This window comes from Pseudonocardia oceanicola (assembly GCF_047200735.1).
Lineage (GTDB): Bacteria > Actinomycetota > Actinomycetes > Mycobacteriales > Pseudonocardiaceae > Pseudonocardia.
The window spans coordinates 246,247-269,989 of record NZ_JBJZON010000001.1; the positions used below are offsets into that span (position 1 = coordinate 246,247).

Genomic DNA, 23,743 nt, shown 5'->3' on the forward strand with positions numbered 1-23,743 from the left:
GCATGCACACCGTGCTGATCGCCAACCGCGGCGAGATCGCCTTGCGGGTGCTGCGCACCTGCCGGGAGATGGGCCTGCGCACGGTCGCGGTGTACTCGACGGCGGACGAGGGCTCGGCCGTGGTCCGCGAGGCGGACGAGGCCGTCCGGATCGGGCCCGGCCCCGCTCGGCGCAGCTACAACCACATCCCGGCGGTGATCGAGGCGGCCCGGATGACCGGCGCCGACGCCGTCCACCCCGGCTACGGCTTCCTGTCCGAGAACCCCGACTTCGCCGAGGTCTGCGCGGCCGAGGGGATCACGTTCGTCGGGCCGCCGCCGGCGGTCATGGAGCGCCTGGGGGACAAGGCCTCCGCCCGTGCCGCCATGGTCGCGGCGGGGCTCCCGCTGCTCCCCGGCAGCACGGACGCCATCGACGACCCGGCCGCCGCCCGGGCCCTCGCCGACTCGATCGGCTACCCGGTGATCATCAAGGCGGTCGCGGGCGGTGGCGGCCGCGGGATGGCCGTCGTCCGGGAGCCCGAGGCCTTCGTCGACGTCCACCGCCGCACCCGGGCGGGTGCGGCCGCGGTGTTCGGCGACGGTCGGGTCTACGTGGAGCGCTACCTGGACTCCGCGCGGCACGTGGAGATCCAGGTGCTCTGCGACGCCCACGGCCACGGCGTGCACCTCGGCGCGCGGGACTGCTCGGTGCAGCGCCGCCACCAGAAGCTCGTCGAGGAGACCCCGGCCCCGGGGCTCCCGCTCGACGTCCAGCACGCCATCGGTGAGGAGGCCGTCCGGGCCGTGCTGTCGGTCGGCTACGTCGGCGCCGGCACCGTCGAGATGCTCGTCGACGCCGACGGCGCGCACTTCTTCATGGAGGTCAACTGCCGGCTGCAGGTCGAGCACCCGGTGACGGAGATGGTCACCGGGATCGACCTGGTGGCCGAGCAGCTGCGCGTCGCGATGGGGGAGCCGCTGCGGTTCGGCCAGTCCGACGTCCGGTTCGACGGGGTGGCCGTGGAGTGTCGGATCAACGCCGAGGACCCCGCGAAGGACTTCGCCCCGACCCCGGGGCTGCTGGAGTCCGTGGAGCTGCCCGGCGGGCCGTTCGTGCGGGTGGACACGCACGTGGCGGCGGGCCGTCGGATCCCGCCGGAGTACGACTCGCTCCTGGCCAAGGTGATCACCTGGGGGGCCGACCGGGACGCCGCGCTGCGCCGGATGGACCGGGCGCTGGCCGAGACCCAGGTCGAGGGCGAGCGGATCGCCACCACCGCACCGTTCCTGCGCGGCGTGCTCGCCGAACCGGACTTCCGCGCGGGGCGGCACGACACCGGCCTGCTGGCCCGCATGAAAGATCGAGCCACGCTGGGAGGCGTGACCGCATGACCGCCGCGACCGATCTCGCCGAGCGACCCGAACCCCGCCGGAAGACGATCTCCAGTCCCTACCTCCACAAGCTGCAGCGCAGGCACTTCCTGCTCTTCGACATCGCCCCGCTCCTCGGCACCCTCGCGGCCGTGGCGTTCCTGGGGGTGCATCCCCTCGGCTGGACCGAGCTCGGGCTGCTCCTCGGGTTCTGGCTGCTCACCGGGCTGGGAGTGACGGTCGGCTATCACCGGCTGTTCACCCACCGCACCTTCAGGGCGACGCCCGCGGTGCAGGCCGTGCTGGCCGTCCTCGGCTCCATGGCGGGCCAGGGCGCGGTGATCTCCTGGGTGGCCCTGCACCGCCGCCACCACGAGTTCTCCGACCGCGAGGGCGACCCGCACTCGCCCAACCTCTCCGGTGGCGGGCTCGCCGGCGCGCTGCGCGGGCTCGCCCACTCGCACTTCCTGTGGATGCGCCGCCACGAGTACCCCAACGTCGTCCACTACGCCCCCGATCTGATCAGGAACCGGGCCCTGGTCAGGGTCGCGAGGGGCTACTACTGGTGGGTCGCGCTCGGGCTCGCCGTGCCCGCGCTCGTCGGCGGCCTCGTGGACCTGTCCTGGCAGGGTGCGGTGTCCGGGCTGCTCTGGGGCGGGTTCGTGCGGATCTTCGTGCTGGAGCACATCGTCTGGGCGATCAACTCCTTCCTGCACATGTTCGGCACCCGGCCCTACGAGTCCCGCGAGAACAGCCGCAACGGCGGGATCTTCGCCCTGCTCACCCTCGGCGAGTCCTGGCACAACAACCACCACGCCTTCCCGGAGTCGCCGTCGTTCGGCCTCGACTGGTACCGGCTCGACCCCGGGTTCTGGTTGATCAAGGTCCTGGAGGCGACCGGTCTCGCCTGGGACCTGAAGACCCCGTCCGACGAGCGCCGGGAGTCCCGGCGCGTCCGACCTGCAGGAGCCTGACATGGGAACCGCCGTCTCGACCGACGTCCCGTCCATCGTCGCCTGGTGCCGCGGCTACCTGGCGAACCTGCTCGATGTCCCGGAGGCGGAGGTCGACCCGGACGTGGACTTCGACCGGCTCGGCGTCGACTCCGCCCTCGCGGTGTCGCTGCTGGTGGAGGTGGAGGAGCGGTACGCCGTCGACATCGCCCCGGAGGCGCTGTTCGAGAACCCGACGATCACGGCCGTCGCGACGTACCTGCACGAGCGGCTGCGATGACGTCCGTCGAGTCCATCCGCCACCACTACGACGTCGGCAACGACTTCTACCGGCTCTGGCTCGATCCCACGCTGAGCTACTCCTGCGCGTGGCGGCACGGGGCGGACACGCTGGAGGAGGCACAGGAGCGGAAGCTGCGCCACCACCTCGCCGCGGCGGGCGCCCGGACCCGCCTGCTCGACGTCGGGTGTGGATGGGGCGGGATCCTCGAGCGGGCCGGGGTGCCCGCCGTCGGGCTCACGCTGTCCGACGAGCAGGCGGCCCACGTCGCGGCCCGGGGCCTCCCGGACGTCGAGGTGCGGGTGGAGGACTGGCGGGACCACACGCCCGCGGCCCCCTACGACGGCATCGTGTCCATCGGCGCGTTCGAACACTTCGCCGCGCCCGGGGACGACAAGGTCGGCGTCTACCGGGACTTCTTCACCCGCTGCCGGGACTGGCTCGCAGGCGGCGCACTCTCCCTGCAGACCATCGCCTACGCGAACATGGACCCGGGCGAGGCGAGTCGGTTCATGCAGCAGGAGATCTTCCCGGACGCCGAGCTCCCCACCCTCACCGAGATCACCGCGGCGGCCGAGGGGGTCCTCGAGGTGACCGCACTGTCCAACGGCAGGCTCGACTACGCCTGGACCTGCGCCGAGTGGGCGCGACGGCTCAAGGCCGCCCGGCCCGAGGCACGCGAGCTGGTCGGTCCCGAGGTCGTGGCGCGGTACGAGCGCTACCTCACCCTGTCCTCGCTCGGGTTCCGCATGGGCAAGCTCGCGCTGTACCGGGTCACGTTGCGGCCCTACGGCTCGCGGTGGGGCGCATGAGGTTCAACCCGTTCGCGCCTGCGTTCCGGCAGGACCCGTACCCGCAGTACGCGGCGCTGCGGGCGGAACCCCCGATCCGCACCCTCGGCATGTGGGTGCTGACCCGGCACGCGGACGTCCTGGCCGTGCTGCGGGACCGGACCTTCAGCGCCGAGCTGATCCCCGCCCTGGTGGCACGGCACGGCGGCGCGGTCGACACGGACCTGATCCTGCGGCTCGGCCGGGCGTCCCTGGTGTTCACGGACAATCCCGCGCATGCCCGGCTACGCGGGCTGGTGAACCGGGTGTTCACCCGGGCCGCCGTGGCAGAGCTGGAGCCGCTGGTGCGCGAGCTCGCGCAGCGGCGGGTGGGCGGGCTGGGGCACGACCTCATGGCAGAGGTCGCCGCGCCACTGCCCGTCGAGGTGTTGTGCACGTGGCTCGGTCTACCCGCGGAGCTGCACGGGCAGGTGGCGGGCTGGACGCACGAGATCCGATTCCTGCTGGAGCCGGGCATGGTGCGGGTGGACGACCTGGAGCGGGTCGCCCGGGTCGTCGCGACCTTCGCCGCCGCGCTACGCGAGGTGCGGGCGCCCGGCCTGCTGCGGGAGCTCGCCGGCGCCCGGACCGCCGGGGGAGACCGGCTCACCGAGGAGGAGACCGCGCTGCTGGGGGTCATGTGCTTCGTCGCGGGGACCGAGACCACCGCCGCCTTGATCGGCAACGCCGCACTGGCGGTGCTGCGCGGGCCGGTCCTCGCGGCCGAGCAGGTGCCTGCGGCGGTCCGTGAGACGCTGCGGCACGAGAGTCCGCTCCAGATGACCACGCGCATCGCCACCCGGGACGTCGAGGTCGGCGGCGCCCGGATCGCCGCGGGAGACCAGGTGCTGCTCTGTCTGGCCGCCGCCAACCGGGACCCGGCGGTCTTCGCGGACCCGGACACCTTCGACCCGTCCCGGGGGTCCGGTACGCACCTGGGCTTCGGGTTCGGCATGCACGGGTGCCTCGGCGGGGCGCTGGCCGAGCTACAGGCCCGGGCGGTGCTCGACGCCCTCGTGCGTGGCCCGGACCTGCGCCTCGCCGGGGAGGTGCGGTGGCAGACCGAGAGCCTCATCGTGCGCAGTCCGCAGGCGCTGCCGGTCTCGGTCGCGGTCGGTGCGCAATGAGCGCCACGATGTCACGGCGGCTGCGCGACGTCCCGCCCGAGGACGGGATCGCGCTGGTCTGCGTGCCGCACGCCGGGGCGGGCGCGTCGTCCTTCGCCCGGTGGCCGCGCCTGTTCACGTCCCCGATCGGGTTGGTCCGGGCCCAGCTGCCCGGGCGCGAGGACCGTGCGACCGAGGAGCCGCTCGAGCGGGTCGAGGACGCCGTCGCCCTGCTGCTGCCCGAGATCGCGGCGCTGCCCGAGGTGGCGTTCTACGGCCACAGCATGGGCGCCGTCATCGCGTTCGAGCTGGCCAGGGCCCTGAACGCAGCCGGGCGCGCGCCCGCGCACCTGTTCGTCTCCGGGCGCCGTGCGCCGCAGTGCCCGGCGCGGCACGACGGCGTCCACCGGCTGCCCGACGCGGAGTTCGCCGAGGCGCTGGGCAGCGCGATCATCGGGCCGCCCCGCTTCCTGCGGTACGCCCTCGGGCTCACCCGTGCGGACCTCACCCTGTCCGAGGAGTACACGGGCACGCCGGAGCCCCGGCTGCCCTGCCCGGTCACGGCGTTCCACGGCCGGGACGACCCGATCGTGGCCGTCGACGAGGTGCAGGCCTGGTCGGAGGTCACGACCGGTGCGTTCACGCTGCACCTGTTCGACGGCGAACACCTCTTCCACCAGCCTCGCCGCACGGAGCTCGCGGCGCTGATGACGGGAGCGCTGCTGCAATGATCACGCCGGGTGCGACCCTGCCCGAGATGGTGGCGCGCCGGGCCGCGGAGACCCCGCGCCGCACCGCGTACGTGTTCCTCGACGAGCGCGGCGCGGAGGCGCGCGTGCTGACCTACGCCGAGCTGCACGAGCGGGCGGCCGGGGTCGCTGCGGCGTTGCCCTGCGGGCCCGGCGAGCGAGCGCTGCTCGCCTTCCCGCAGTGCCCCGAGTTCGTGATCGCGTTCCTGGGTTGCCTGTACGCCGGGGTGGTGGCGGTGCCGATGAACCCGCCGCGGCGCAACCGGGTGCAGGAGGCCACCGCAGCGGTGGTCGCGGACTCGGCGCCCGCGGCCGTCCTCACGCTGAGGTCCTCCCTCGACGCGCTGCAGGAGACGCTGCCGCAGGTCCCCGCGTGGCTGGCGGTGGACGAGGTCGGCCCGGCCGCGGGCGCCCCCGTCGCCCGGCGGCCGGGCGACCTCGCGTTCCTGCAGTACACCTCTGGCTCGACCTCGGCCCCGAAGGGCGTCATGGTCTCCCACGGCAACCTCGCCGCGAACGAGGACATGATCGCGCGGGCGTTCGGGCACGACGAGGGCTCGACGGTCGTCGGCTGGGCCCCGTTCTTCCACGACCAGGGGCTGATCGGCAACCTGCTCCAGCCGCTGTGGGTGGGCGCACAGGCGATCGTGATGTCGCCCATGGCGTTCGTCCGCAGGCCCCTGCTCTGGCCGGAGGCGGTCTCCCGGTACCGCGCGCACACCAGTGGCGGCCCGAACTTCGCCTTCGACGCCTGCGTGGCCGCCGCCGCCCGCGGCCCCGTCCCGACCCTGGACCTGAGCTGTTGGAAGGTCGCGTTCAACGGGGCGGAGCCCGTGCGGCCGGACACCGTTCGGGCGTTCGCCGAGGCCTTCGGCCCGCACGGGTTCGATCCCGCTGCGATGCACCCCTGCTACGGCCTCGCCGAGGCGACCCTGATCGTCACCGGTACCGGCCGGCTCCGTGGACCCCGGCTGCTGCTCGCCGACGCGACCGCCCTGGAGGAGGGCCGGGTCGCCGGCGCCTCGGCCCGGGTGCGCGAGCTCGCGGGTTCGGGGGAGGTGCTGACGGGGGAGACCGTGCGGATCGTCGACCCGCAGACGCGCCGCCCGTGCCCGCCCGCCGCCGTCGGGGAGGTCTGGGTGTCCGGACCCGCGGTGGCACAGGGGTACTGGCGTCGTCCCACCGCGACCGCGAAGACCTTCCGCGCCCGGATCGAGGACGAGACGGGGGAGTACCTGCGCACCGGGGACCTCGGTGCTCTGGTGGACGGCGAGCTGTACGTCGTCGGGCGGCTCACCGACGTCGCGATCATCCGTGGGCGCAACCACCATCCGCACGACGTCGAACACACCGTCGCCACCGCGCACCCGGCGTTGCAGCCCGGCTCGGGCGCCGCCTTCGCCGTTCCCGGCCCGGACGGGGAACGACTGGTCGTGGTGCAGGAGGTCCGTCGCGAGCATCGGCGCTCCGGTGATCCCCGCGAGGTGGCCGGGGCGGTTCGCGCGGCGCTGGCGCAGGAGCACGGGCTGGCGCTCGCCGATCTCGTCGTCACGCTGCCGGGACGGGTGCCGAGGACCAGCAGCGGGAAGGTTCGCCGAGCCGCTGCCGCGGCGATCCACGCCGCCGGCGGCTTCGACCGCTGGTCGCCTCCCGCCCGCCCGGTGGACACCGCCGTCGAGGAGGGTGGACCCACCCGGATCGACGTGGAAGGAGACTGATGGACGCCCCCAACCCCGACTTCGCCGAGGCCGTGCGACGAGCCGTCCTCACGATGCCCGCTGCGGCACACCTCGGGTTCACGTTCGGCGCGCTCACGCCGGGTTCGGCCGAGCTGGTCCTGGCCGTGCGCCCCGAGCACACCCAGCACGACGGCTACGTCGCGGGCACCGTGCTGGGGGCACTCGCCGACTTCGCGGGCGGTTCGGCTGCGGGCACGATGCTTCCGCTCGGGTGGGCGTCGATGACCTCCGACTACACCGTCAAGCTGCTCGCACCGGCGAAGGGCGACACGATTCTCGCCCGCGGTCGTGTGGTGAAGGCGGGCCGCGCCACCTCGGTCGGCGCGACGGACGTGTTCGCCCTGGACGGGGGCGTGGAGACGCTCTGCGCCACTGCCCTGGTCACGATGCGAAACCTGGAGATCGGCTGATTCCCGGGTCCGCCCCGTCGAAGGTCGGCCGGTGGGAGCGTCGGGGCGCTGCACGGAGTCGTGAGCGGTGAGTCCGGAAGGCAGCGGCGTGTGCGGCGTCCGTGCGGAGTCCGCTGCAGGCGTTCACGTCGGCCTCGGGCGGCGTTCATCGACCGAACCCGATCCCGTCGTCTCGGTCCCGTTGTCTTCCCCTACCCGTTGTCGCCCGAAAGAGGGTTCATGACCACCTCTGACGCTCCCCACCACGCCTCCGCGGATGCTCCTCGCACCGAGGGCGGGCTGAACCGACGAGCCATGCTGCGCAACTCCGCGGCCGTCGGTCTCGGCATCGCCCTGTTCGGCAGCATCGACGCGATCGCGGGCCGTCCGGCGTTCGGCGCGCCGACCCGCGCCGCGTCCGGGTACGGACCGCTGGTAGCCGACCCGCGCACGTTGCTGTCGCTGCCCGAGGGCTTCTCCTACACGATCGTCGCGGAGGCGGGTGTCACCCGTCTGACCGACGGCGGCGAGCCCACGCCGAGCGACACCGACGGCACCGCGGCGTTCACCGTGAAGGACCGGACCGTCCTGGTGAACAACCATGAGATCGGTGGCGACGAACCCTTCCGCGTCCCTCACCGGGCGGGTCTCACCTACGACGAGGCCGCTGGAGGCGGGACCACCAACATCGAGGTGAGCGCCACGGGTGACCGGCTCGCCGAGTACGTCTCCGTCGCTGGGACCCACAACAACTGCGCGGGGGGCGTCACCCCCTGGGGGACCTGGCTGACCTGCGAGGAAACCGAGGACAAGGCCGGCAAAGCCGTCGGCTCCGGGGTCCTGGCCAAGGACCACGGGTTCGTCTTCGAGGTCAGCCCGGTGGGACAGGAGAACGTCGGCAACAGCCCGGTCCCGCTCACCTTCCTCGGGCGTTTCGCCCACGAGGCCGTCGCGGTCGACCCGAAGACCCTGGCCATCTACCTGACCGAGGACGCCAACGACCCGCACGGCCTGCTCTACCGCTGGACCCCGCCGAAGGGGTTCACGGGCGGGAAGTGGAAGCTGAAGGGCCTCGCCGAGAACGCCGGGAGCCTGCAGGCGATGCGCTGCAGCCGCGGCGGCACACACATCGAGGACCTGTCGGAGGCGACCACACCGGGTACCCAGTACACGGTGGACTGGGTGGACGTGCCCGATCGGCTCGCTGCGACGACCTCGACGCGCAAGCAGTTCGCCGACGACGCGATCACGCGGAGCCGCAAGTTCGAGGGCGCCTGGTGGGCCGATGGCGGCGCCTACATCGTCGCCAGCTTCGCGCGCTCGTCGGACGGCAGCGTCAACGAGCACGACGGGCAGATCTGGTTCTACGAGCCCGGCAAGGAGCGGATCACGCTGAAGACGATCTTCACCGTGAACACGACGCCGGATCAGGACGGGACGAACTTCGACGGTCCGGACAACATCACGGTCTCCCCCTACGGCGGGGTGATCCTCGCCGAGGACGGCGAGGGCGTGCAGCACCTGGTGGGTGTCACCGACCAGGGCAAGTCGTACGCCCTGGCCCGCAACGACCTCAACGGCAACGAGTTCGCCGGCCCGACCTTCAGCGCGGACGGGAAGCAGCTGTTCGCCGGCATCCAGTCGCCGGGACACGTCTTCGCCATCACCGGTCCGTGGCGGCGGCCGTCGAACGGGGCCTGAGCGCCCGCGCATCCGATACTCCTGCCACCTCGCGCCGCGCGTCGGGCGAAAGGCATGCCCGGCGAGGCGTGGGGTGAGCAGGGGTCGCGAGGGCGTCACAGGTGAAGGACGACGTGCTCGCCGTCGCTGGTGACGGGGTAGCTGCGGACCCGGAGCCCCTGCGGGTCCACCCACGAGCGACCGGTGCGGAGGTCGAACTCCCACTGGTGCCACGGACAGCGCAGGATCTCGCCGCGCCGCTCGTAGTGGTACACGCCGGGCCTCGGCGAGGTCAGCGCTCCGGACAACACGCCCTCGCACAGCGGCGCGCCCTCGTGCGGGCAGGTGTTGCGGAGGGCGACGTAGCCGTCGCCCAGATTGAAGACGCCGATGGAACGTCCGTCGATGTGGACGATCTTGCGGCCGCCGGGTGGGATCTCGTCGACGGCCGCCACGACGACGTTCCCTCTCGAGCCGGTCATGCAGCCAGCCGGTAGGTCGCGCAGGCGTTGTCGTGCATGATCTGCCGGTGCAGGTCCGCGGGCACGCGGGTGCGGAAGGCCCGGTGCGGGTTGTCGAAGTCCCAGTGTGGATAGTCGGTCGAGAACATCAGCTGGTCCGCGCCGACCTCGCGGAGCAGCGGCACGAGGTCACCGGGCCGCTCGGGTTCCTCCATGGGCTGTGTGGTGATCCGGATGTGTGAGTGCAGGTAGTGCGACGGCGGGTACCGCAGATCGGGCACCTCCTCGCCGAGCCGGGCGTGCAGCGCGTCGAGCCGGTGCGCGAGGGCGGGTACCCAGGCGAAGCCCCCTTCCAGCAGCACGACGCGGAGCTCGGGGAACCGGTCGAACACGCCGTTGAAGATCAGGCTGATCACCTGGGCCTGGAAGGCGACGGCGAGCCCGGTGTGGTCCTCGATGTAGTACGACGGCCAGCCGGTGGCGGTGGTGGGCCCCGGGGTGGTCGAGGCGGCGTGGATGCCGATCGGGAGCTCTGCTCGGCAGGCCGCCTCGTAGATCGGCCAGTACTGGCGCCTGCCCAGCGGGGCCGTGGTCCGCGGATAGAGCAGTACCTGCACGAACCCGGGGTACGTCGAGGCGCGGTCGATCTCCGCGGCGGCCAGGTCGGGGGACTCGAACGGCACCGTGACGGAGGCGCGCAGCCGGTCGTCGCGCTCGAGCCACTGGTCGACCTGCCAGTCGTTCACCGCTGCGGCGAGCGCGGCCCCGTAGGCGTCGTGACGCTGCTCCGGGGCGCGGTAGAGGCAGTTGAGCACCGCCTGCTCCACGGGGTAGGCGTCCAGCAGCTGCTCCTTCATGAAGTCGAGGTCCGAGCCGGGCAGGCCGCCGGTCGGGGGCCACGCGTCGCGCCTGCTGGCGAACCGGGCCGCCTTGGGATAGGCGTAGCCCTTCGTGAACGGCGAGAAGGTCCGGGAGCCGACCAGCTCCATGTGCCGTCGCCAGCGCGCCGACAGGTAGGGCTGCAGCTCGGCGTCCGCCGAGACCGCGTTGTGCACGTCGCAGTCGATCAAGGTTCCGGTGTGCATCCGGTCTCCTCGGGCAGCTGGTAGAGCCGGGCCGCGTTGCCGTACAGCACGAGCTCCCGCTCGGGGGGCGAGAGCTGCTCGAGCAGCGCGGTGGGCGCGTCTCCGTGGTGCCAGTGCGGGTAGTCGCCGGCGTGCAGGAGCATCCGGACCGACCCGAGCTGGGTGAGGAACCGGTCGACCCACGCGCGGTCGAGGGCGGGTGGTGCGTCGAACGGGGTGGTGCTCAGCAGCACGTGTTCGCGGATGAGGTGTGAGGGCGGCCGGTCGACCCAGGGGACCTCGCGGCGCAGGGCCTTCCAGTTCTTGTCGAAACGCCACATCAACGAGGGCAGCCAGGTGACCCCGCTCTCGAGGAGCACCACCTGCAGCCCCGGGTACGCGGCGAACACGCCTTCGGCCACCATGCTGGTGAGCTGGGACTGCAGCGCGAGCGCCGCGCAGGCGTAGTCCTCGACGTAGTACGAGGGCCACCCGACGGGAGAGAGTGGGTTCGCGCCGCCCACGCCCGGATGTACCGCCACCGGTACGCCTGCCGCCTCGGCCGCTGCGTAGATCGGCCAGTAGGACCGCTGTCCGAGCGGTGCCGCGGCCGACGCCGGCAGCAGGACCTGCACAAATCCCCGTCCCACCAGCCGTTCGATCTCCTGCGCGGCTGCGTGCGGGTCGCGCGTCGAGACCACGATCGAGGCGCGGAAGCGGGTGTCGGCGGCCAGCCAGGTCGCCGCCTGCCAGTCATTGAGGGCGCGGGCCATGCTCGCCGCCCAGTCGGGATTGTGCAGCGCCTGCACGGCGTAGAGGCAGTTCAGGACGGCGTACCGCGCGCCCGCTGCGTCGAGGACGTGCGTGCGCACGACGGCCGGGTCCGAACCGGGCGGTCCGTCCCCGACGCGGCTCTCCGGCCGCGCCGACAGCGGGGCACCCGGCGGGTAGAACGCCGGGTCGAAGCCCTCGACACCCGTCTCCTGGCAGTAGTCGACCCAGCTGTCCCGCAGGAACGGGAACAGGGCCGAGAGCCGGGGGACGGCGTTGTGCACGTCGCAGTCGACGACGCCGGTCGTCGCGAACCTCGTTCCCACCGTCGGGCACTTCCCTTCATCGGCCCGGGCGGCACCACCTCCGATCCGCGGTGCCGCCCTCTGCCGAACCGACCGACGACCGGCTCTAGGCGTACGTGTAGCCCTCGTCGAACCGGATCGCCGTCAGCTCCTTGCGTCCGTCGAAGTGCTGGATGCCGGTCTCGTCGTGCCCGGGGAACAGCCAGGCGTCGTTCTCCCTGGCGACCTGCCCGAGCGACTCCAGAGAGGTGCGCCACTTGTCGAGGTCCCAGTAGATCTGTGGCTCGCCGGTGGGATCGACGTAGTTCTCGTGATGGTAGAGGGCGTCCGAGGTGAGCAGGACCGTGCCGGTGCTTTCGAGCTGCAGCTGCAGGGCCATCTGTCCCGGTGTGTGGCCGGGCAGGTGGTGCAGGCGTACGCCGTCGGCGATCTCCATCGAGCGGCCGGAGATGAGCGTGGGTTTCTTGTCGCCGAGGAAGGCCCAGTCCACGCGGGCGAAGAAGTCCTTGTCCTCGTCCAGGCCCATGACGTGGGTGTACTCGTCCTCGTGCACGAGGATCTCGACACCGGCGTCCTCGAACAACCGCAGGCCGCCCGCGTGGTCGGTGTGCAGGTGGCCCTGGACGACGTAACGGAAGTCGTCCGGCCCGAGGCCCAGCTGGGAGAGCCGCATCTCGAGGCACACCTCCGGGGTGACGGCCCCGAGGTCCACGATCTGCTGCCACTCCGGGAGCCACTCGTCCGGGCACCGGGCGGACAGACCGGTCTCCCAGAGGATCCGGCCCTGCGGGGTGTCGATGATGTAGGCGATCGCCGGGCAGTGGTAGGGCGTCCCGACGTGTTCGGACTTGTTGACCAGGAGCGACATGTCGAGGCTCATGTAGCCCAGGTTGACGCCGCGGAGCGTGACACCCATCGCTTCCTCCCGAGATGGTCGTGTGACGTGCCGAGGAAGGGCACGTGACGATTCGACCGCGTCGAGCGGGGTGGCCGGTGTCCGAACTTGGGGCACACGGGGAGCCATGTCCCAGATTGCGACAGCTCGGACCCCGGTGACCTGACCTATCGTTCGTGAGGGGGCGAGCCCGCCGCCCCGGTTCTGCAGAACAACGAGGTTCTGGTGGAAGTGATCGACGTGGTGGACGACATCCTGGCACGTGAACGCAAGTCCTTCCTCTCGTCGGGGAGCCCACCGGTACGCGTCCGCGCCGAGGTCTCCTCGTCGTGGCAACGGTGCTCGAGCTGGTCGGTGGCCACCGATCGCCTCACCCCGCCCTACCGTCCGGGTGTCGACCCGCAGTCGCGGCTGCTGCGTGCGGCCGGCCCGGTCCTCGATGCGATGAACGCGCGGCTCGGCGACCTCGGCGTGAGCTTCCTCGTGACCGACGCGAACGCGCGTATCCTCGATCGCCGGGTGCGGAACCGGCGGCTCCTGCACACGCTCGACTCCCTCCACATCACTCCCGGCTTCGTCTTCGCGGAGGATGCGGTGGGGACCAACGGGGTCGGCACGGCGGTCGAGCTGGGCCGCACCACCCGCATCGACGGCCACGAGCACTACGTCGACGAGCTCGTCCAGTTCACCTGCGTCGGCGTGCCGATCATGGACCCGCTGACGCGCCGCGCGATGGGCATTCTGGACATCACCTGCGGTGCGGCCCGGGACAACGGGCTGGTGACCGTTCTCGCCGAGCAGACCGCGAAGGCGATCGAGCAGCGGCTCTTCGAGCAGCAGACCGTCCAGGAGCGCGCGCTGCTGGCGCACTTCCTGTCCGGCAGCAGGCGCTCCCATGCCGGGATCCTCGTCCTCAACGACCGCGTACAGATGGCCAATCCGCAGGCCGCGAGGCTCCTGGACGGTGTGGACCAGCCGCTCCTGTGGGACCACGTGGCCCGGGTGCTCGCGGGCTCCTGCGCGGACGGGACGGTCGACAGCGAGCTCCCACTGCCCGGCGGACGCAGCGCCCGGACCCGGACCATGCCCCTGCGGGACGGCGGTGAGGTGATCGGCGCGCTGGTCGAGATCCGGCCCGCGGCCGAGCCCACGACGTCGACGGGCCCCGCCCCCCGCGTCTGCGCGCCCGAGGGACTGGCCGGTACCGACCGGGCCTTTCTCTGGGCGTGCCGGACGGCTCGGGCGGCGCTCGCGGCCCGGACCGTGGTGCTGTGCGGCGAACCAGGGGTCGGAAAGGCCGCGGTGGGGGCCGCGCTCCTCCGGGGGGGTGGCGACGACCTGCTGGTCTGCGACGCCACGCGGGCCGAGATCAGCGGCCTCGACGCATGGTTCGACGACCTGCGCGTCGCACTCGCCGGACCGCCCGGCGCGCTCCTGCTGCGCCACCTGGACCTGCTCGACGGACTCGCCCGACGGCGCCTGTCGGCGATCCTCGACGACGCGGGCGCACGCGGGTGGCGCTGCGCCGCGACCTTCACGTGCGCCTCGTCCTGGGACGACACGGTGTTGCCCGGGCTCGACGCCGATCAGCTCCGGTTACCGCCGCTGCGCAATCGCTTGCGCGATATCCCGACACTGGTCGCCGCTTTCGCGGCCCCCCGCAGATTCGCACCCGAGGCCGTGCAGCTGCTCATGCGCCTGTCGTGGCCGGGCAACATCCGCGAGTTGCGGAGGCTGGTGGAGCGCGTGCTCGACGCAACGCCGAGCGGAGCGGTCCCCGGGCTCGGCGACCTGCCTCCGGAGGTGCGGCGGGCCGCCCCGCGTCTCACGCTCAGCCGCTTCGAGCGGGCCGAGATCCACGCCATCCTCGACGCGATGGCCGAGACCGGTGGGAACAAGAAGGATGCCGCCGCGCTGCTCGGCATCTCGCGGTCCACGCTCTACCGGAAGCTGCAGGCCGCGGGGATCGACCTGGACAACACCACCTTCTGACGCCGGGTGGGCGGGGCGACGATCGTGTGTTCGAGTTTCGGACACCGCCAGGCCTCGCCTCGCCCCTACCGTCGGACCATGCATCGCAGCCACGACACCGGCGCGGACGGGGCAGCAGGGGCGCACCGATCGGCCCACGTGGTCGACGCTGCGCTGACCGAGCTGCGGCACGGCCGAATGGTCCTCGTCGTCGACGACGAGGACCGTGAGAACGAGGGCGACCTGATCATGGCCGCCGAGCTGGCGACTCCCGAGACGATCGGGTTCATGATCCGTCACACCAGCGGCCTGATCTGCGTCGCCATTCCCGGTGAGCGCGCCGAGGCACTCGAGTTGACGCCGATGGTCGAGGAGGCCGACGACCCCCGTGGCACCGCATTCACCGTCTCGGTCGACCTCAAGCACGGCACGAGCACGGGGGTGTCCGGCGCTGACCGGGCGGCGACGATCCGAGCGCTGGCCGACCCGGCCACTCGGCCCAGGGACCTCTCCCGACCGGGCCACGTGTTCCCCCTTCGCGCCCGCCCCGGCGGTGTGCTCGAGCGTCCCGGACACACCGAGAGCGCGGTCGACCTGTGCCGGCTCGCCGGCCTGGTTCCGGCGGGCGTCTTGGCCGAGGTGACCAACGACGACGGCACGATGGCCCGGCGCCCCGACATCGAGCGCTTCGCAGCCGAGCACGATCTGGTGATGCTCACCGTGGCGGACATCGGGCGTCGTCGCCGTGAAGAGTCCACCCTCGTCCGTCGTGAGGCCGCTGGGCGGGTGCCCACCGCGCACGGGGAGTTCACCGCGCTGACCTATCGCGCCGCCGACGGCGTCGAGCACGTCGCGCTCGTGCACGCCGAACTCGACGACTCCGGTCGGATCGCCGGGCTCCCGGACGGGGCCGACGGGCCTGATGCCGCGGTCCTGGTGCGGGTGCACTCGGAGTGCCTCACCGGGGACGTCTTCGGGTCGCGGCGCTGCGACTGCGGCGAGCAGCTGGACGGGGCGCTGCGGCGGATCGTGGCCGAGGGCCGCGGCGTGGTGGTCTACTTGCGCGGCCACGAGGGTCGGGGCATCGGCCTCTCGCACAAGCTGCGCGCGTACACGCTGCAGGACGGCGGGCTGGACACGGTCGATGCGAATCTCGTGCTCGGGCTGCCGGTCGACAGCCGGGACTACGGCGTCGGCGCGCGGATCCTGCGCGACCTCGGCGTCGACCACGTCCGCCTCATGACCAACAACCCCGCCAAGGAGAGCGGGCTCGCCGAACACGGTGTGCAGATCGTCCGCCGGGAGCCGCTGGTCACCCCGCCGAACCCCGACAACATCAGCTACCTCACCACCAAGCGGGTGCGGATGGACCACGACATCGGTGGGCTCCCGCCCGGCGCTCACGACGATCCGAGCGGGGGTGCGCAGGTCTCATGAGCGCACACCGGCCCGTCCGGACCGTTCCCGAACGTTCCGCGACGCCATGGCGACCTTCCCCAGCGGCGTCACCATCGTCACCAGCTCCGACGCGGAGGGCCGGTGGCGGGGGTTCCCCCGGTTCATCGCTTTCGCCCGTGAAGGCGCGGGCATCCCGGCGCAGCCCGGGGCGCGCCACCCCGCCGCCCGGTGGGCTCCCGCCGCGCCGCTGTCGGCCCCCTCCGTGATGTGGGCGGACGTGAGCTTCACCTACTCGATGGGCCGTGTCATCCGGGACCATCTCGCCGAGGCCTGACGTCATCGGACGAAGCCGGGGCCCTCGATCACCGGGTGCGCGGCGAGGAAGTCTTCGTCGACCTCCACACCCAACCCCGGCCCGTCCGGCGGGAGCACGGTGCCGTCCGGGCGGATCGGGAGAGGCGTTGGCACCAGCTCGTCACGGAACAGGTTGTCGTGGCTGACGTCGGCCTCGTAGTAGCCCGCGTTCTCGGTTGCCGCGAGCAGGTGCACGGTCGCGGCCATGTTCAGTCCCGTCGAAGCGGTGTGGGGGTGCACGCGCAGCTTCCACGCCGAGGCCATGGCGGCGATCCGCTGCACCTCGGTGATCCCGCCCGACTTGGACAGGTCCGGCTGCAGGACGGTGACGGCGCCGTCCTCGACCAGCCGGTGGAACTCGAAGCGCGTGTAGTGGTTCTCGCCGGCCGCCAACGGCACCCCCGCGAACCGCGCGGCCTCGATGTAGCTGCGGTGATCGTGCGGCGGGAACGGCTCCTCCAGCCATGCGACCCGGTGCTCGCGCAGTCCGGGAGCGACGCGCCGCACGTCGTCGAGTTCGTAGGCGGTGTTCGCATCGACGAGAACCTCTAGCTCGGGGAACTCCGCGCGCACGGCGGCGATGCGGGCGAGGTCCCGCTCCGGGCCCTCACCGATCCGCAGCTTGACCGCTGGGTACCCCTGCTCGACCAGCGGCCGTACCTGGTCGAGCAGCGCCTCGGGCTCGCTCCACCCCAGCGCCACGCCCCCGGCGTAGGCGCGGACCGGCCGGGCGCCGCCGCCGAGCAGCCGGTGCAGCGGCCAGCCGGCCGCCTTGCCACGCACGTCCCAGAGCGCCATGTCGATCCCGCTCAGCGCGATCGCGGCGGCGGCGCCGAGCCCATGGCTGGCGAGTTGGGCGGTATAGACGGTGCGCCAGACGCCGATGACGTCGGTGGCGTCCAGCCCGAGGACCAGCTCGCGCAGCGTGCTGTCGATCAGGTGGCCGATCGTGCCGGGCGAGCGGGCGTGGTGCGCCTCGCCCCAGCCCACGATGCCGTCGGCGGTGCGCACGCGCACGACCACCGCGTCACGCTTGACCGCGCGGCCGATCCCGAGCCGCTCGCCGCCACGCGGGCTCACGGGGAACGAGGTGGGGAACGCGGTGACGTCGACGATCTTCATCGCGGACTCTCCGGTGGGCAGGCCCTGGTGCCATTCACCCCGTCGGCCCGGACTCGACTCCCGGGAAGTCCGCGGTCGTGAGCAGGCGCCGACGGACCCGCGCGACGAGCGGACCGGCCTCTTCGCTACGCGCGGCCACGGTCTTCCACTCGGGGTCGGCGAAGAAGGCCGCCCACTTGCTCTGCAGGTCGTCGTAGGAGTCGAAGCGCAGGACGTAGACGATCTCGTTCTTCGAGTCGTCCCCGACATCGGTGCGGCTGAGGAACACCAGCTCCATCCCGTGCTTGCGGAAGATCCGGCAGGTGGCGGAGTTGAACCGCTCGACCAGCGCCGGCAGCCGTCCCGGGACGGCGCTGTACTCGCGTAGCTCGTAGATCGTCATGACGCTCCCGGTGCCGACGGGGGCGTCGGCGAGTCGACGGTGACGGTTTCGGTCGTGATGAGGAACGGCAGGTGTCCGGGGGCGAGGAAGCGCGGCTCGTCCTCGCGGGTCGCACGGTACTCGGGCAGGGTCGCGGATCGGCGCATCGCTGCGGTGTCGTCGAACCACGTCGTCGCCAGCCCGTCCCAACGCGGCGCCGCCCCCGCCGTGTAGCAGGAGGGCAGGCAGTGACTCTGCACGTACCCCTGGATCGGGGCGATCCGGGCGGCCAGGGGTCCGTGCACCTCGCGCCAGTAGCGGCGGAACTCCGAACACGGCAGGTCTGCCCGGCGGGCCACGAACTCGATGCTCTTGACCCCGCCGGTGGGCTCGTCGAGGTCCTTGATGACGTGCTCCTCGACGTGCAGGACGGTCAGCGAGGCCGGGTCGAGCGCGCGGTCGCTCGTCAGCGCGGTGAAGGCCGGGGAGGAGCTCGCCCAGCGGGCCGCCGCTTCATCGGGAAACCACAGCTCGTGCACGACGTCGTAGATCGGGTCGCCGCTGCGGTAGCCGCCGAGCAGGGTGAGCGACTGGGCCTGACGAACCGCACCCGCCAGTCCGGCGAGTCCTGGGGCGAGCTCCGCGGCCGCCCAGGCCCGGAACCGGTCGAGCGGTAGTCCCGAGCTACGGCGGCCGAGTACGACCACCTTCACCGGTCCGCTGTGCACGTGGTGACCTCCTGCTCTGTGCCCGCCGGTCGGCCCCCTTCGGTTCGCGCGGACCGCGGCGGTGAAGCGGTCCGGACCGTGGCGGGGTCGTGCTGCCACGTCAGTGGGCTCCACGGCCACCGCCCAGTTCCGGTTCGAGCGCCACCGCGGCGGTACGCCCTGCCCGTCGAGCCCACGTGAGGACACCCGCCACCCCTCGTTCGGCCAGCCGCGCGAGGACGCCCTGCAGCCGCGAATCCGGCAGGTGTGCCGCGACGTCCACGCCGCCGTCGACGAGTGAGTCGCCCACCGCAGCCGCCCAGGCCAGGCTCCCGCTCACGTCGTCGTCCGCCTCCGCACAGCGTCGGCCTACTCCGCCTCGTCCAGCCGGAACCCGACCTTGAGCCCGACCTGGACGTGATCGACGGCCCCCTCGCCGAGGTGTCCGCGGATCTGGGTGACCTCGAACCAGTCGAGACCGTGCATGGTGTGCGCGGCGCGGGCGATCCCGTTGTGGATGGCCTCGTCCACCGACCGGGGCGAGGATCCGACTATCTCGATGATGCGGTAAATGTGCTCGGGCACATGCGCTCCTTCGATCTCGGCGGTCGTCCACGGCCGTGCAGCAGGCGGCTGTCCGGGCAGGCTGCGGGGCGCGCAGCGTCCCCCCCGGCCGCCGCGCCCCCGCCCCGGCCGGTCTTCTAGCGGAACTCGGGGATGATGTGCTCGGCGAAGATCTCGAGCTGCCGCTTGGCCTCGTCGACCGGCATCAGGCCCTGGTCGAAGAACCAGGAGAACCACTCGAGCTCGCCGCCGTTGCCGTGGATCGTCGCCAGGTCCTCGACGTCCCGCTTGATGTCGTCGACCGTGCCGGCCAGGCCGTACTTGGTCTTGGTGAACCGTTCCATCGTCCACTCCTCGGGTGGCAGCAGCGCCGAACCCTTCGGGTACGTCTGCTCGTCGCCGGGCAGGCGCAGCGCCTCCCAGAACCCGAACCCGGAGAAGTAGATCTGAAACCCGTAGTAGTTCGTCCGCTCCATCAGGTTCCAGGCCTGCTGCCGATCCTCACCGAATGCCACCGCACGGAACGCACCGATGTTCTCCCCGAGCTTGAGATCGCGGCCCGCATCGGCAGCCGAGGACTGGTACAGCTTGGCCAGGTGCGTGAACTGCCCGGGCTCCGCCACGAGGATGATCGGCATGACGCCGTGCTGCGCGGTGTGCACCATCGTCGACTCGGACACCGAGAACGGCTGGAACGCCGGGGGATAGGGCTGCTGGTAGGGCTTGGGGATCACCGAGATCCCACGGATGTGGCCGTTCTCGTCGATCTCGTCAGGGTGCCCGTAGCGGCGGGTCCACTCGGCGGCCGGCCACCGGGTGATCCCCTCCTTCGGAGGCACCTTGTAGAACTCGCCGTCGAAGGTCAACAGGTCGTCCGTCCACGCCTTGTAGATCAGCTCGAGGTACTCCTCGTGCACCGCGCGGTTGTGCTTGTCGTCGGGGCTGCCGTCCATCGGGGTGCCCTTGACGGGGACGTGCTGGCCGAAGACGTTCACCCAGCGGTCCTGGTAACCGCGCGCGTAACCGCCGTACACCCGGCCCTGGGTGAGGTGGTCGAGGTAGGCGACCTGCTCGGCCACCCGCAACGGGTCGTTGGCGGGCAGCACCAGCGACAGCGGAGCGAAGGCGATGTTCTCGGTACGGGCGGCCAGGTCGGCATAGAGCATCATCGGCTGGACCGACGCCTCGAACCCCTCCGAGTGGAAGTGGTGCTCGGTGGTCGAGAACACGTCGAAACCCGCCTGGTCGGCGATGACCGCGAGTTCGCGAACCTCCTCGATCATCGCCTGGAAGGCGTCGACGTCCCGGCCGATGGGGCGCTTGGCGGCGCGCTCCTCCAACGTGGCCGGGATCGTCGGCAGCATGAACAGCTGGAACTTCACCGTCGGGCTCCCTTGCTCTGCACGGACCGGCGGGGAGGCCGGCCCGAGGACGGTCGGCGTGCTGACGTGACGATGGAACCCCGGAATCGGGAGCCGTCCGTGTCCCAATTTGCCCCATGGGGCGAGGCCGGACCATCAGCCCGGAAGCACGCGCGCCGTGCCGACCACGGCGGGTCCCGAGGGCGTCGTACCCAGCACGCTCCACGTCAGGGACCGCCCGCTCGCCTCTGCGCGGTCGGTGGTTCCCGTGGCGTCCGTGGTCTCGCGGATCTCGACGGTGAACGGGGTCCCCTCGGTCACCGGGGCGACGAACCCGACCTCGAGCTCGCCACCCTCGGCCCAGCGGGGGTCGTGCTCGCACAGGTGCCTCTCGATCACGGCGAGCAGGTAGACGCCCTGCACCAGAGTGGCCCCGTACGGGGTCGTCGCGGCGTAGGCGGGCTCGGTGTGGATGAGGCCGGTGCCGCCGCTGGCGACGCCGAACTCGTCCATGTCGCGCTGCGTGAACGTCCGCGTCGGCGGGACGGCCGCCGGGTCGCCGGGTGGATCGGTCATCGGGCGGCGTACCCCCACAGGATCGTCGAGGTCGTGCGACAGATGAGCACGCCTCGGCGGGCGTACTCGGCGAGGAGCTCGACCGTGGGCCTGCCCGCGCGCAACTCGGCTGCGCCGACGGTGACCTCGACGTCGAGGACGTCGCCGACGAACGCCTGGGCACGCTGCGCCACCCGTTGCCGGGTGTGCACGCTGCCCTGCTCCATGCGTCCGCCGAGGGCGCGGTAGATCGGGAGGAAGGTGCAGTACACGTACGGCGGCACGATGCGGGGCCCGTCCGCGGCGGCGTCCGGGGTGTCGACGGCGTCGGTGTCGGCGTCGGCGACGAGGCGGACGTACGTGGCGACGAGGTCGGCGGTCAGCGCGTACCGCGTGCGGTGGACCGAGCCGGGCACGAGCCGCGCGAAGGGAATGTCGGCGAACTCCTGGGCGATGCGCGGCATCAGGCCTCCGCGACCGGGGGCCGGGCGGCGGGCTCCGCGCGCCGGTAGCCGGTGCCCGGCGCGTCGATCTCCTCCGGGACGTCACCGAGCTCGGCGAGGATCTCCGGCCCGTGCTCCCCGAGCCGGGGCGCCGGCCGGAGGTCGACGTGCGCGGACCCGGCGAAGTCGACCGGGAACCGGGCGAGCCGGAGCGAGCCCTCCGTGGGGTGCACCGCGTCCTCGAACATGCCCGTCGCGCGCAGGTGCTCGTCGCCGAACAACCCGGGCACGGTGAGCACCGGCATCGCCGGGATGCCGCGCGCGTCGAACGCCGCCAGCCATTCCGCGGTCGACCGCCGGCGCACCTCCTCCTCGAGCAGCCGGTACAGCTCGTCGATGTGGACCGTCCGGGCGGTGATCATGCGGAAGCGGTGGTCCTCGGTGAGCTCCGGCCTCCCCACGAGGTCGAAGAACGACCGCCACTGCGCGTCCGTGTAGACCATGACGCCGACGTGGCCGTCGGCGGTCCGGTACGGCCTGCGGTACGGCGAGTCCGTGCGGGCGTAGCCGGCAGGGCCGCGCGGGGGATCGAAGACGTAACCGCCCTGCTGGTCGAGCAGGGTGAACGACACCATCGTCTCGAGCATCGGCACCTCGATCGCGGAACCGCCTCCCGTCCGCTCACGCTGGTACAGCGCGGCGGCGATCGCTCCGACGGCCATCAGGCCGGTCGCCTTGTCGGCGACCGGCGTCCGGACGTAGGTCGGCTCGCCCGGTCCGCCCTGCACGGCGGCGAGGCCGCAGGCCGCCTGGATGACGTCGTCGTACGCGGCCTTGTCGCGGTACGGGCCCGCGCTGGAGAACCCGCGGACCACGCAGTACACGACACGCGGGTTGGCGGCGTGCACGTCCTCGGGGCGCAGCCGGAGCCGCGTCACCGCGTCCGGCCGCATGTTGTGCACGAACACGTCCGCGGCGTCGATCAGACGCCGCAGCACCTCGCGCCCCGTCGGCTGTTTCAGGTCCAGCACGATGCTGCGCTTGCCCCGGTTCGCGTTGAGGAACACCGGGCCCAGCCCGGTGCCCTGCTCGTCCCCGACGTACCGGACGACGTCGCCGGCGGGCGACTCGACCTTGACGACGTCGGCGCCCATCTGCGCGAGCAGGAGCGTGCAGTAGGGACCCATGAACGTCGTGGTCAGGTCCACCACCCGCACGTCGGCGAGCGGCGCCCCGCCCACGGCATCCGAAGTCATACGACGCCCCGCTCCTCCCGCACCCCGACGAGCGCACCGTCGCGATGATCCCAGCGCACGCCGCGCCGGTCGCGTGTCACTTCGGGACACTTTCGCAGGCGGACCCGCACCCCGGGGCCGGCTGCTCGGCGAGACCCAGCTCCCACCGCCAGAGGAGGCCGTCCTCGGGATCCTGCAGCTGCGCGACCCGGGTGAGGCCGCAGCGGCGCAGGACGGCGGTCGAGGGCCCCTCCTCGGCGAGGGTGTGAGCGACGACGCGGGTCGCTCCGCGGGCGCGGGCCGAGGCGATCCAGGCCGCCGCGGCGGCGGTGGCGTGGCCGCGGCCCCGGTGGCCGGGCGCGACGCTGTACCCGATCTCCACGGCGCCGTCCCGGGGCGGGCCGGTGTAGCCGCCGAGACCCACCACCTGCTCGGTGTCCGGTTCGACGATCAGATGGCTGAACCACTCCGGGGGCGTTCCGCCGGCGAGCGCGTCCCGTGTGGCCGCGAGGGCCTCGGGGAAGGCGAGGTAGCCGACGGCCAGGGTCAGGCCGTAGCGCTGGGTGAACCGCCGGAGGTCCTCGATCAGCAGGGTCACCTGCTGGAGGGTCAGCGGGTGGACCTCGGTCCGGGCCGGCCCCGTGCGGGGCCGGTCGTGGATGGCTCGGGCGCTGCCCTGCGCTGAGGTAGGGACTGAGGACTTCGGCAGAGAGGACTTCGGCAGAGAGGACTTCGGCAGAGAGGACTTCGGCACTGAGGAATCCGGTACTGGGGACTTCGGCAGCGGGGAATCCGGCACTGGGGAAACACTCCACTCGGTACCGGCGCGGTCGTCCGCGCCGGGGATGTCCAGGAGATCCGAGGAGCGGGGCGGTACTCGTGCGCACGCCGGAGGAGGCCGTGCGGTCGGCCGTACTGCGGCCGGAACGTCAACCGCCCCGGAGGGTCCGGGCGGTGACCATGGCATCGCCTTCTCGCGGTGGTCCGAGCAGGAGCCGGTGGTCGGCGCGACGACGCTAGCGCCGGAGGGCCCGGGGCCGCAAGCATCCGGTCCCGGACGGGCGCCGACGTGCCGCTCCCGGAGCCGGTGCCCTCTGC

The 23,743-nt window shown here is 72.3% G+C and carries 26 protein-coding genes; 12 read left to right on the forward strand and 14 right to left on the reverse strand.

Annotation, left to right across the window (positions count from 1 at the left end; all coding sequences use genetic code 11):
- Nucleotides 1-2 precede the first annotated feature (2 nt).
- From ACL02T_RS01115 to ACL02T_RS01155, 9 genes are all read left to right on the forward strand, one after another.
- On the forward strand, nucleotides 3-1,373 hold the full coding sequence (locus tag ACL02T_RS01115; RefSeq protein ID WP_412828712.1) for an acetyl-CoA carboxylase biotin carboxylase subunit: 1,371 nt from the start codon (nucleotides 3-5) through the stop codon (nucleotides 1,371-1,373).
- A complete protein-coding gene (locus ACL02T_RS01120; RefSeq protein WP_412828713.1) occupies nucleotides 1,370-2,326 on the forward strand; it encodes an acyl-CoA desaturase in 957 nt (318 codons plus the stop codon). Before ACL02T_RS01115 ends, ACL02T_RS01120 begins: the two co-directional genes overlap by 4 nt.
- Nucleotide 2,327: 1 nt before the next feature.
- A complete protein-coding gene (locus tag ACL02T_RS01125) occupies nucleotides 2,328-2,585 on the forward strand; it encodes an acyl carrier protein (protein ID WP_412828714.1) in 258 nt (85 codons plus the stop codon).
- Complete coding sequence (locus ACL02T_RS01130) at nucleotides 2,582-3,397, forward strand: class I SAM-dependent methyltransferase (RefSeq protein ID WP_412828715.1); 816 nt, start codon at nucleotides 2,582-2,584, stop codon at nucleotides 3,395-3,397. The genes ACL02T_RS01125 and ACL02T_RS01130 overlap by 4 nt, the downstream gene beginning before the upstream one ends.
- Entirely contained in the window at nucleotides 3,394-4,542 is a 1,149-nt protein-coding gene (locus ACL02T_RS01135) for a cytochrome P450 (protein ID WP_412828716.1), read from the forward strand. Before ACL02T_RS01130 ends, ACL02T_RS01135 begins: the two co-directional genes overlap by 4 nt.
- Nucleotides 4,539-5,252: a thioesterase II family protein gene (locus ACL02T_RS01140; RefSeq protein ID WP_412828717.1), complete on the forward strand. Its 714-nt coding sequence runs from the start codon at nucleotides 4,539-4,541 to the stop codon at nucleotides 5,250-5,252. The genes ACL02T_RS01135 and ACL02T_RS01140 overlap by 4 nt, the downstream gene beginning before the upstream one ends.
- Entirely contained in the window at nucleotides 5,249-6,988 is a 1,740-nt protein-coding gene (locus ACL02T_RS01145; RefSeq protein ID WP_412828718.1) for a fatty acyl-AMP ligase, read from the forward strand. The genes ACL02T_RS01140 and ACL02T_RS01145 overlap by 4 nt, the downstream gene beginning before the upstream one ends.
- Complete coding sequence (locus ACL02T_RS01150) at nucleotides 6,988-7,419, forward strand: PaaI family thioesterase (RefSeq protein WP_412828719.1); 432 nt, start codon at nucleotides 6,988-6,990, stop codon at nucleotides 7,417-7,419. Before ACL02T_RS01145 ends, ACL02T_RS01150 begins: the two co-directional genes overlap by 1 nt.
- A 219-nt stretch (nucleotides 7,420-7,638) precedes the next feature.
- Nucleotides 7,639-9,099 carry an alkaline phosphatase PhoX gene (locus ACL02T_RS01155; protein WP_412828720.1) on the forward strand — a complete coding sequence of 487 codons (1,461 nt, stop codon included), beginning with the start codon at nucleotides 7,639-7,641 and terminating at the stop codon, nucleotides 9,097-9,099.
- Between the two features lie 95 nt (nucleotides 9,100-9,194).
- Here the strand turns inward: ACL02T_RS01155 and ACL02T_RS01160 are convergent, their stop codons facing one another.
- From ACL02T_RS01160 to ACL02T_RS01175, 4 genes are all read right to left on the reverse strand, one after another.
- Nucleotides 9,195-9,560 carry a Rieske (2Fe-2S) protein gene (locus tag ACL02T_RS01160; RefSeq protein WP_412828721.1) on the reverse strand — a complete coding sequence of 122 codons (366 nt, stop codon included), beginning with the start codon at nucleotides 9,558-9,560 and terminating at the stop codon, nucleotides 9,195-9,197.
- Nucleotides 9,557-10,624 carry an amidohydrolase family protein gene (locus ACL02T_RS01165; protein ID WP_412828722.1) on the reverse strand — a complete coding sequence of 356 codons (1,068 nt, stop codon included), beginning with the start codon at nucleotides 10,622-10,624 and terminating at the stop codon, nucleotides 9,557-9,559. Before ACL02T_RS01165 ends, ACL02T_RS01160 begins: the two co-directional genes overlap by 4 nt.
- Nucleotides 10,606-11,700, reverse strand: coding sequence for an amidohydrolase family protein (locus tag ACL02T_RS01170; RefSeq protein ID WP_412828723.1), 1,095 nt, complete (start codon nucleotides 11,698-11,700; stop codon nucleotides 10,606-10,608). Before ACL02T_RS01170 ends, ACL02T_RS01165 begins: the two co-directional genes overlap by 19 nt.
- 85 nt (nucleotides 11,701-11,785) lie before the next feature.
- Nucleotides 11,786-12,595 (reverse strand): N-acyl homoserine lactonase family protein, encoded by an 810-nt coding sequence (locus ACL02T_RS01175; protein WP_412828724.1) that lies wholly within the window; start codon nucleotides 12,593-12,595, stop codon nucleotides 11,786-11,788.
- A 204-nt stretch (nucleotides 12,596-12,799) separates the two neighbouring features.
- Between ACL02T_RS01175 and ACL02T_RS01180 the strand changes: the two genes are divergently transcribed.
- The 3 genes from ACL02T_RS01180 to ACL02T_RS01190 all read left to right on the forward strand — a co-directional run bounded on the left by ACL02T_RS01180 (nucleotide 12,800) and on the right by ACL02T_RS01190 (nucleotide 16,277).
- Nucleotides 12,800-14,566, forward strand: coding sequence for a sigma-54-dependent Fis family transcriptional regulator (locus ACL02T_RS01180; protein ID WP_412828725.1), 1,767 nt, complete (start codon nucleotides 12,800-12,802; stop codon nucleotides 14,564-14,566).
- Nucleotides 14,567-14,644: 78 nt separating this feature from the next.
- Entirely contained in the window at nucleotides 14,645-15,982 is a 1,338-nt protein-coding gene (locus ACL02T_RS01185; protein ID WP_412828726.1) for a bifunctional 3,4-dihydroxy-2-butanone-4-phosphate synthase/GTP cyclohydrolase II, read from the forward strand.
- 46 nt (nucleotides 15,983-16,028) lie between these two features.
- The gene (locus ACL02T_RS01190; RefSeq protein WP_412828727.1) at nucleotides 16,029-16,277 is read left to right on the forward strand and encodes a hypothetical protein; all 249 of its coding nucleotides are present in this window, start codon (nucleotides 16,029-16,031) and stop codon (nucleotides 16,275-16,277) included.
- Nucleotides 16,278-16,279: 2 nt separating this feature from the next.
- Here the strand turns inward: ACL02T_RS01190 and ACL02T_RS01195 are convergent, their stop codons facing one another.
- From ACL02T_RS01195 to ACL02T_RS01240, 10 genes are all read right to left on the reverse strand, one after another.
- Nucleotides 16,280-17,419 (reverse strand): mandelate racemase/muconate lactonizing enzyme family protein, encoded by a 1,140-nt coding sequence (locus tag ACL02T_RS01195; protein WP_412828728.1) that lies wholly within the window; start codon nucleotides 17,417-17,419, stop codon nucleotides 16,280-16,282.
- 34 nt (nucleotides 17,420-17,453) lie between these two features.
- On the reverse strand, nucleotides 17,454-17,801 hold the full coding sequence (locus ACL02T_RS01200) for an NIPSNAP family protein (protein ID WP_412828729.1): 348 nt from the start codon (nucleotides 17,799-17,801) through the stop codon (nucleotides 17,454-17,456).
- Nucleotides 17,798-18,508 carry an EthD domain-containing protein gene (locus tag ACL02T_RS01205; RefSeq protein WP_412828730.1) on the reverse strand — a complete coding sequence of 237 codons (711 nt, stop codon included), beginning with the start codon at nucleotides 18,506-18,508 and terminating at the stop codon, nucleotides 17,798-17,800. The genes ACL02T_RS01200 and ACL02T_RS01205 overlap by 4 nt, the downstream gene beginning before the upstream one ends.
- Before the next feature lie 100 nt (nucleotides 18,509-18,608).
- Nucleotides 18,609-18,827, reverse strand: a complete 219-nt coding sequence (locus ACL02T_RS01210) for a hypothetical protein (RefSeq protein WP_412828731.1) — start codon at nucleotides 18,825-18,827, stop codon at nucleotides 18,609-18,611.
- Nucleotides 18,828-18,856: 29 nt separating this feature from the next.
- The gene (locus ACL02T_RS01215; protein ID WP_412828732.1) at nucleotides 18,857-19,072 is read right to left on the reverse strand and encodes a dodecin; all 216 of its coding nucleotides are present in this window, start codon (nucleotides 19,070-19,072) and stop codon (nucleotides 18,857-18,859) included.
- A 116-nt stretch (nucleotides 19,073-19,188) separates the two neighbouring features.
- Complete coding sequence (locus ACL02T_RS01220; RefSeq protein WP_412828733.1) at nucleotides 19,189-20,433, reverse strand: LLM class flavin-dependent oxidoreductase; 1,245 nt, start codon at nucleotides 20,431-20,433, stop codon at nucleotides 19,189-19,191.
- A 135-nt stretch (nucleotides 20,434-20,568) separates the two neighbouring features.
- Complete coding sequence (locus ACL02T_RS01225) at nucleotides 20,569-20,988, reverse strand: MaoC family dehydratase (RefSeq protein ID WP_412828734.1); 420 nt, start codon at nucleotides 20,986-20,988, stop codon at nucleotides 20,569-20,571.
- Complete coding sequence (locus tag ACL02T_RS01230; RefSeq protein WP_412828735.1) at nucleotides 20,985-21,431, reverse strand: hypothetical protein; 447 nt, start codon at nucleotides 21,429-21,431, stop codon at nucleotides 20,985-20,987. The genes ACL02T_RS01225 and ACL02T_RS01230 overlap by 4 nt, the downstream gene beginning before the upstream one ends.
- Nucleotides 21,431-22,666 carry a CaiB/BaiF CoA transferase family protein gene (locus ACL02T_RS01235; RefSeq protein ID WP_412828736.1) on the reverse strand — a complete coding sequence of 412 codons (1,236 nt, stop codon included), beginning with the start codon at nucleotides 22,664-22,666 and terminating at the stop codon, nucleotides 21,431-21,433. The genes ACL02T_RS01230 and ACL02T_RS01235 overlap by 1 nt, the downstream gene beginning before the upstream one ends.
- Nucleotides 22,667-22,742: 76 nt before the next feature.
- Nucleotides 22,743-23,243, reverse strand: a complete 501-nt coding sequence (locus ACL02T_RS01240; RefSeq protein WP_412828737.1) for a GNAT family N-acetyltransferase — start codon at nucleotides 23,241-23,243, stop codon at nucleotides 22,743-22,745.
- Nucleotides 23,244-23,743: the final 500 nt, after the last annotated feature.

What these genes read in the sequence shown, in the direction of transcription:
- ACL02T_RS01225 (WP_412828734.1), bottom strand. Translation starts at nt 20,988, where the DNA reads ATGACCGATCCACCCGGCGACCCGGCGGCCGTCCCGCCGACGCGGACG.
- ACL02T_RS01235 (WP_412828736.1), bottom strand. Translation starts at nt 22,666, where the DNA reads ATGACTTCGGATGCCGTGGGCGGGGCGCCGCTCGCCGACGTGCGGGTG.
- ACL02T_RS01150 (WP_412828719.1), top strand. Translation starts at nt 6,988, where the DNA reads ATGGACGCCCCCAACCCCGACTTCGCCGAGGCCGTGCGACGAGCCGTC.
- ACL02T_RS01145 (WP_412828718.1), top strand. Translation starts at nt 5,249, where the DNA reads ATGATCACGCCGGGTGCGACCCTGCCCGAGATGGTGGCGCGCCGGGCC.
- ACL02T_RS01230 (WP_412828735.1), bottom strand. Translation starts at nt 21,431, where the DNA reads ATGCCGCGCATCGCCCAGGAGTTCGCCGACATTCCCTTCGCGCGGCTC.
- ACL02T_RS01130 (WP_412828715.1), top strand. Translation starts at nt 2,582, where the DNA reads ATGACGTCCGTCGAGTCCATCCGCCACCACTACGACGTCGGCAACGAC.
- ACL02T_RS01120 (WP_412828713.1), top strand. Translation starts at nt 1,370, where the DNA reads ATGACCGCCGCGACCGATCTCGCCGAGCGACCCGAACCCCGCCGGAAG.
- ACL02T_RS01165 (WP_412828722.1), bottom strand. Translation starts at nt 10,624, where the DNA reads ATGCACACCGGAACCTTGATCGACTGCGACGTGCACAACGCGGTCTCG.
- ACL02T_RS01175 (WP_412828724.1), bottom strand. Translation starts at nt 12,595, where the DNA reads ATGGGTGTCACGCTCCGCGGCGTCAACCTGGGCTACATGAGCCTCGAC.
- ACL02T_RS01115 (WP_412828712.1), top strand. Translation starts at nt 3, where the DNA reads ATGCACACCGTGCTGATCGCCAACCGCGGCGAGATCGCCTTGCGGGTG.
- ACL02T_RS01190 (WP_412828727.1), top strand. Translation starts at nt 16,029, where the DNA reads ATGGCGACCTTCCCCAGCGGCGTCACCATCGTCACCAGCTCCGACGCG.
- ACL02T_RS01135 (WP_412828716.1), top strand. Translation starts at nt 3,394, where the DNA reads ATGAGGTTCAACCCGTTCGCGCCTGCGTTCCGGCAGGACCCGTACCCG.
- ACL02T_RS01185 (WP_412828726.1), top strand. Translation starts at nt 14,645, where the DNA reads ATGCATCGCAGCCACGACACCGGCGCGGACGGGGCAGCAGGGGCGCAC.
- ACL02T_RS01140 (WP_412828717.1), top strand. Translation starts at nt 4,539, where the DNA reads ATGAGCGCCACGATGTCACGGCGGCTGCGCGACGTCCCGCCCGAGGAC.
- ACL02T_RS01160 (WP_412828721.1), bottom strand. Translation starts at nt 9,560, where the DNA reads ATGACCGGCTCGAGAGGGAACGTCGTCGTGGCGGCCGTCGACGAGATC.
- ACL02T_RS01200 (WP_412828729.1), bottom strand. Translation starts at nt 17,801, where the DNA reads ATGACGATCTACGAGCTACGCGAGTACAGCGCCGTCCCGGGACGGCTG.
- ACL02T_RS01195 (WP_412828728.1), bottom strand. Translation starts at nt 17,419, where the DNA reads ATGAAGATCGTCGACGTCACCGCGTTCCCCACCTCGTTCCCCGTGAGC.
- ACL02T_RS01155 (WP_412828720.1), top strand. Translation starts at nt 7,639, where the DNA reads ATGACCACCTCTGACGCTCCCCACCACGCCTCCGCGGATGCTCCTCGC.
- ACL02T_RS01125 (WP_412828714.1), top strand. Translation starts at nt 2,328, where the DNA reads ATGGGAACCGCCGTCTCGACCGACGTCCCGTCCATCGTCGCCTGGTGC.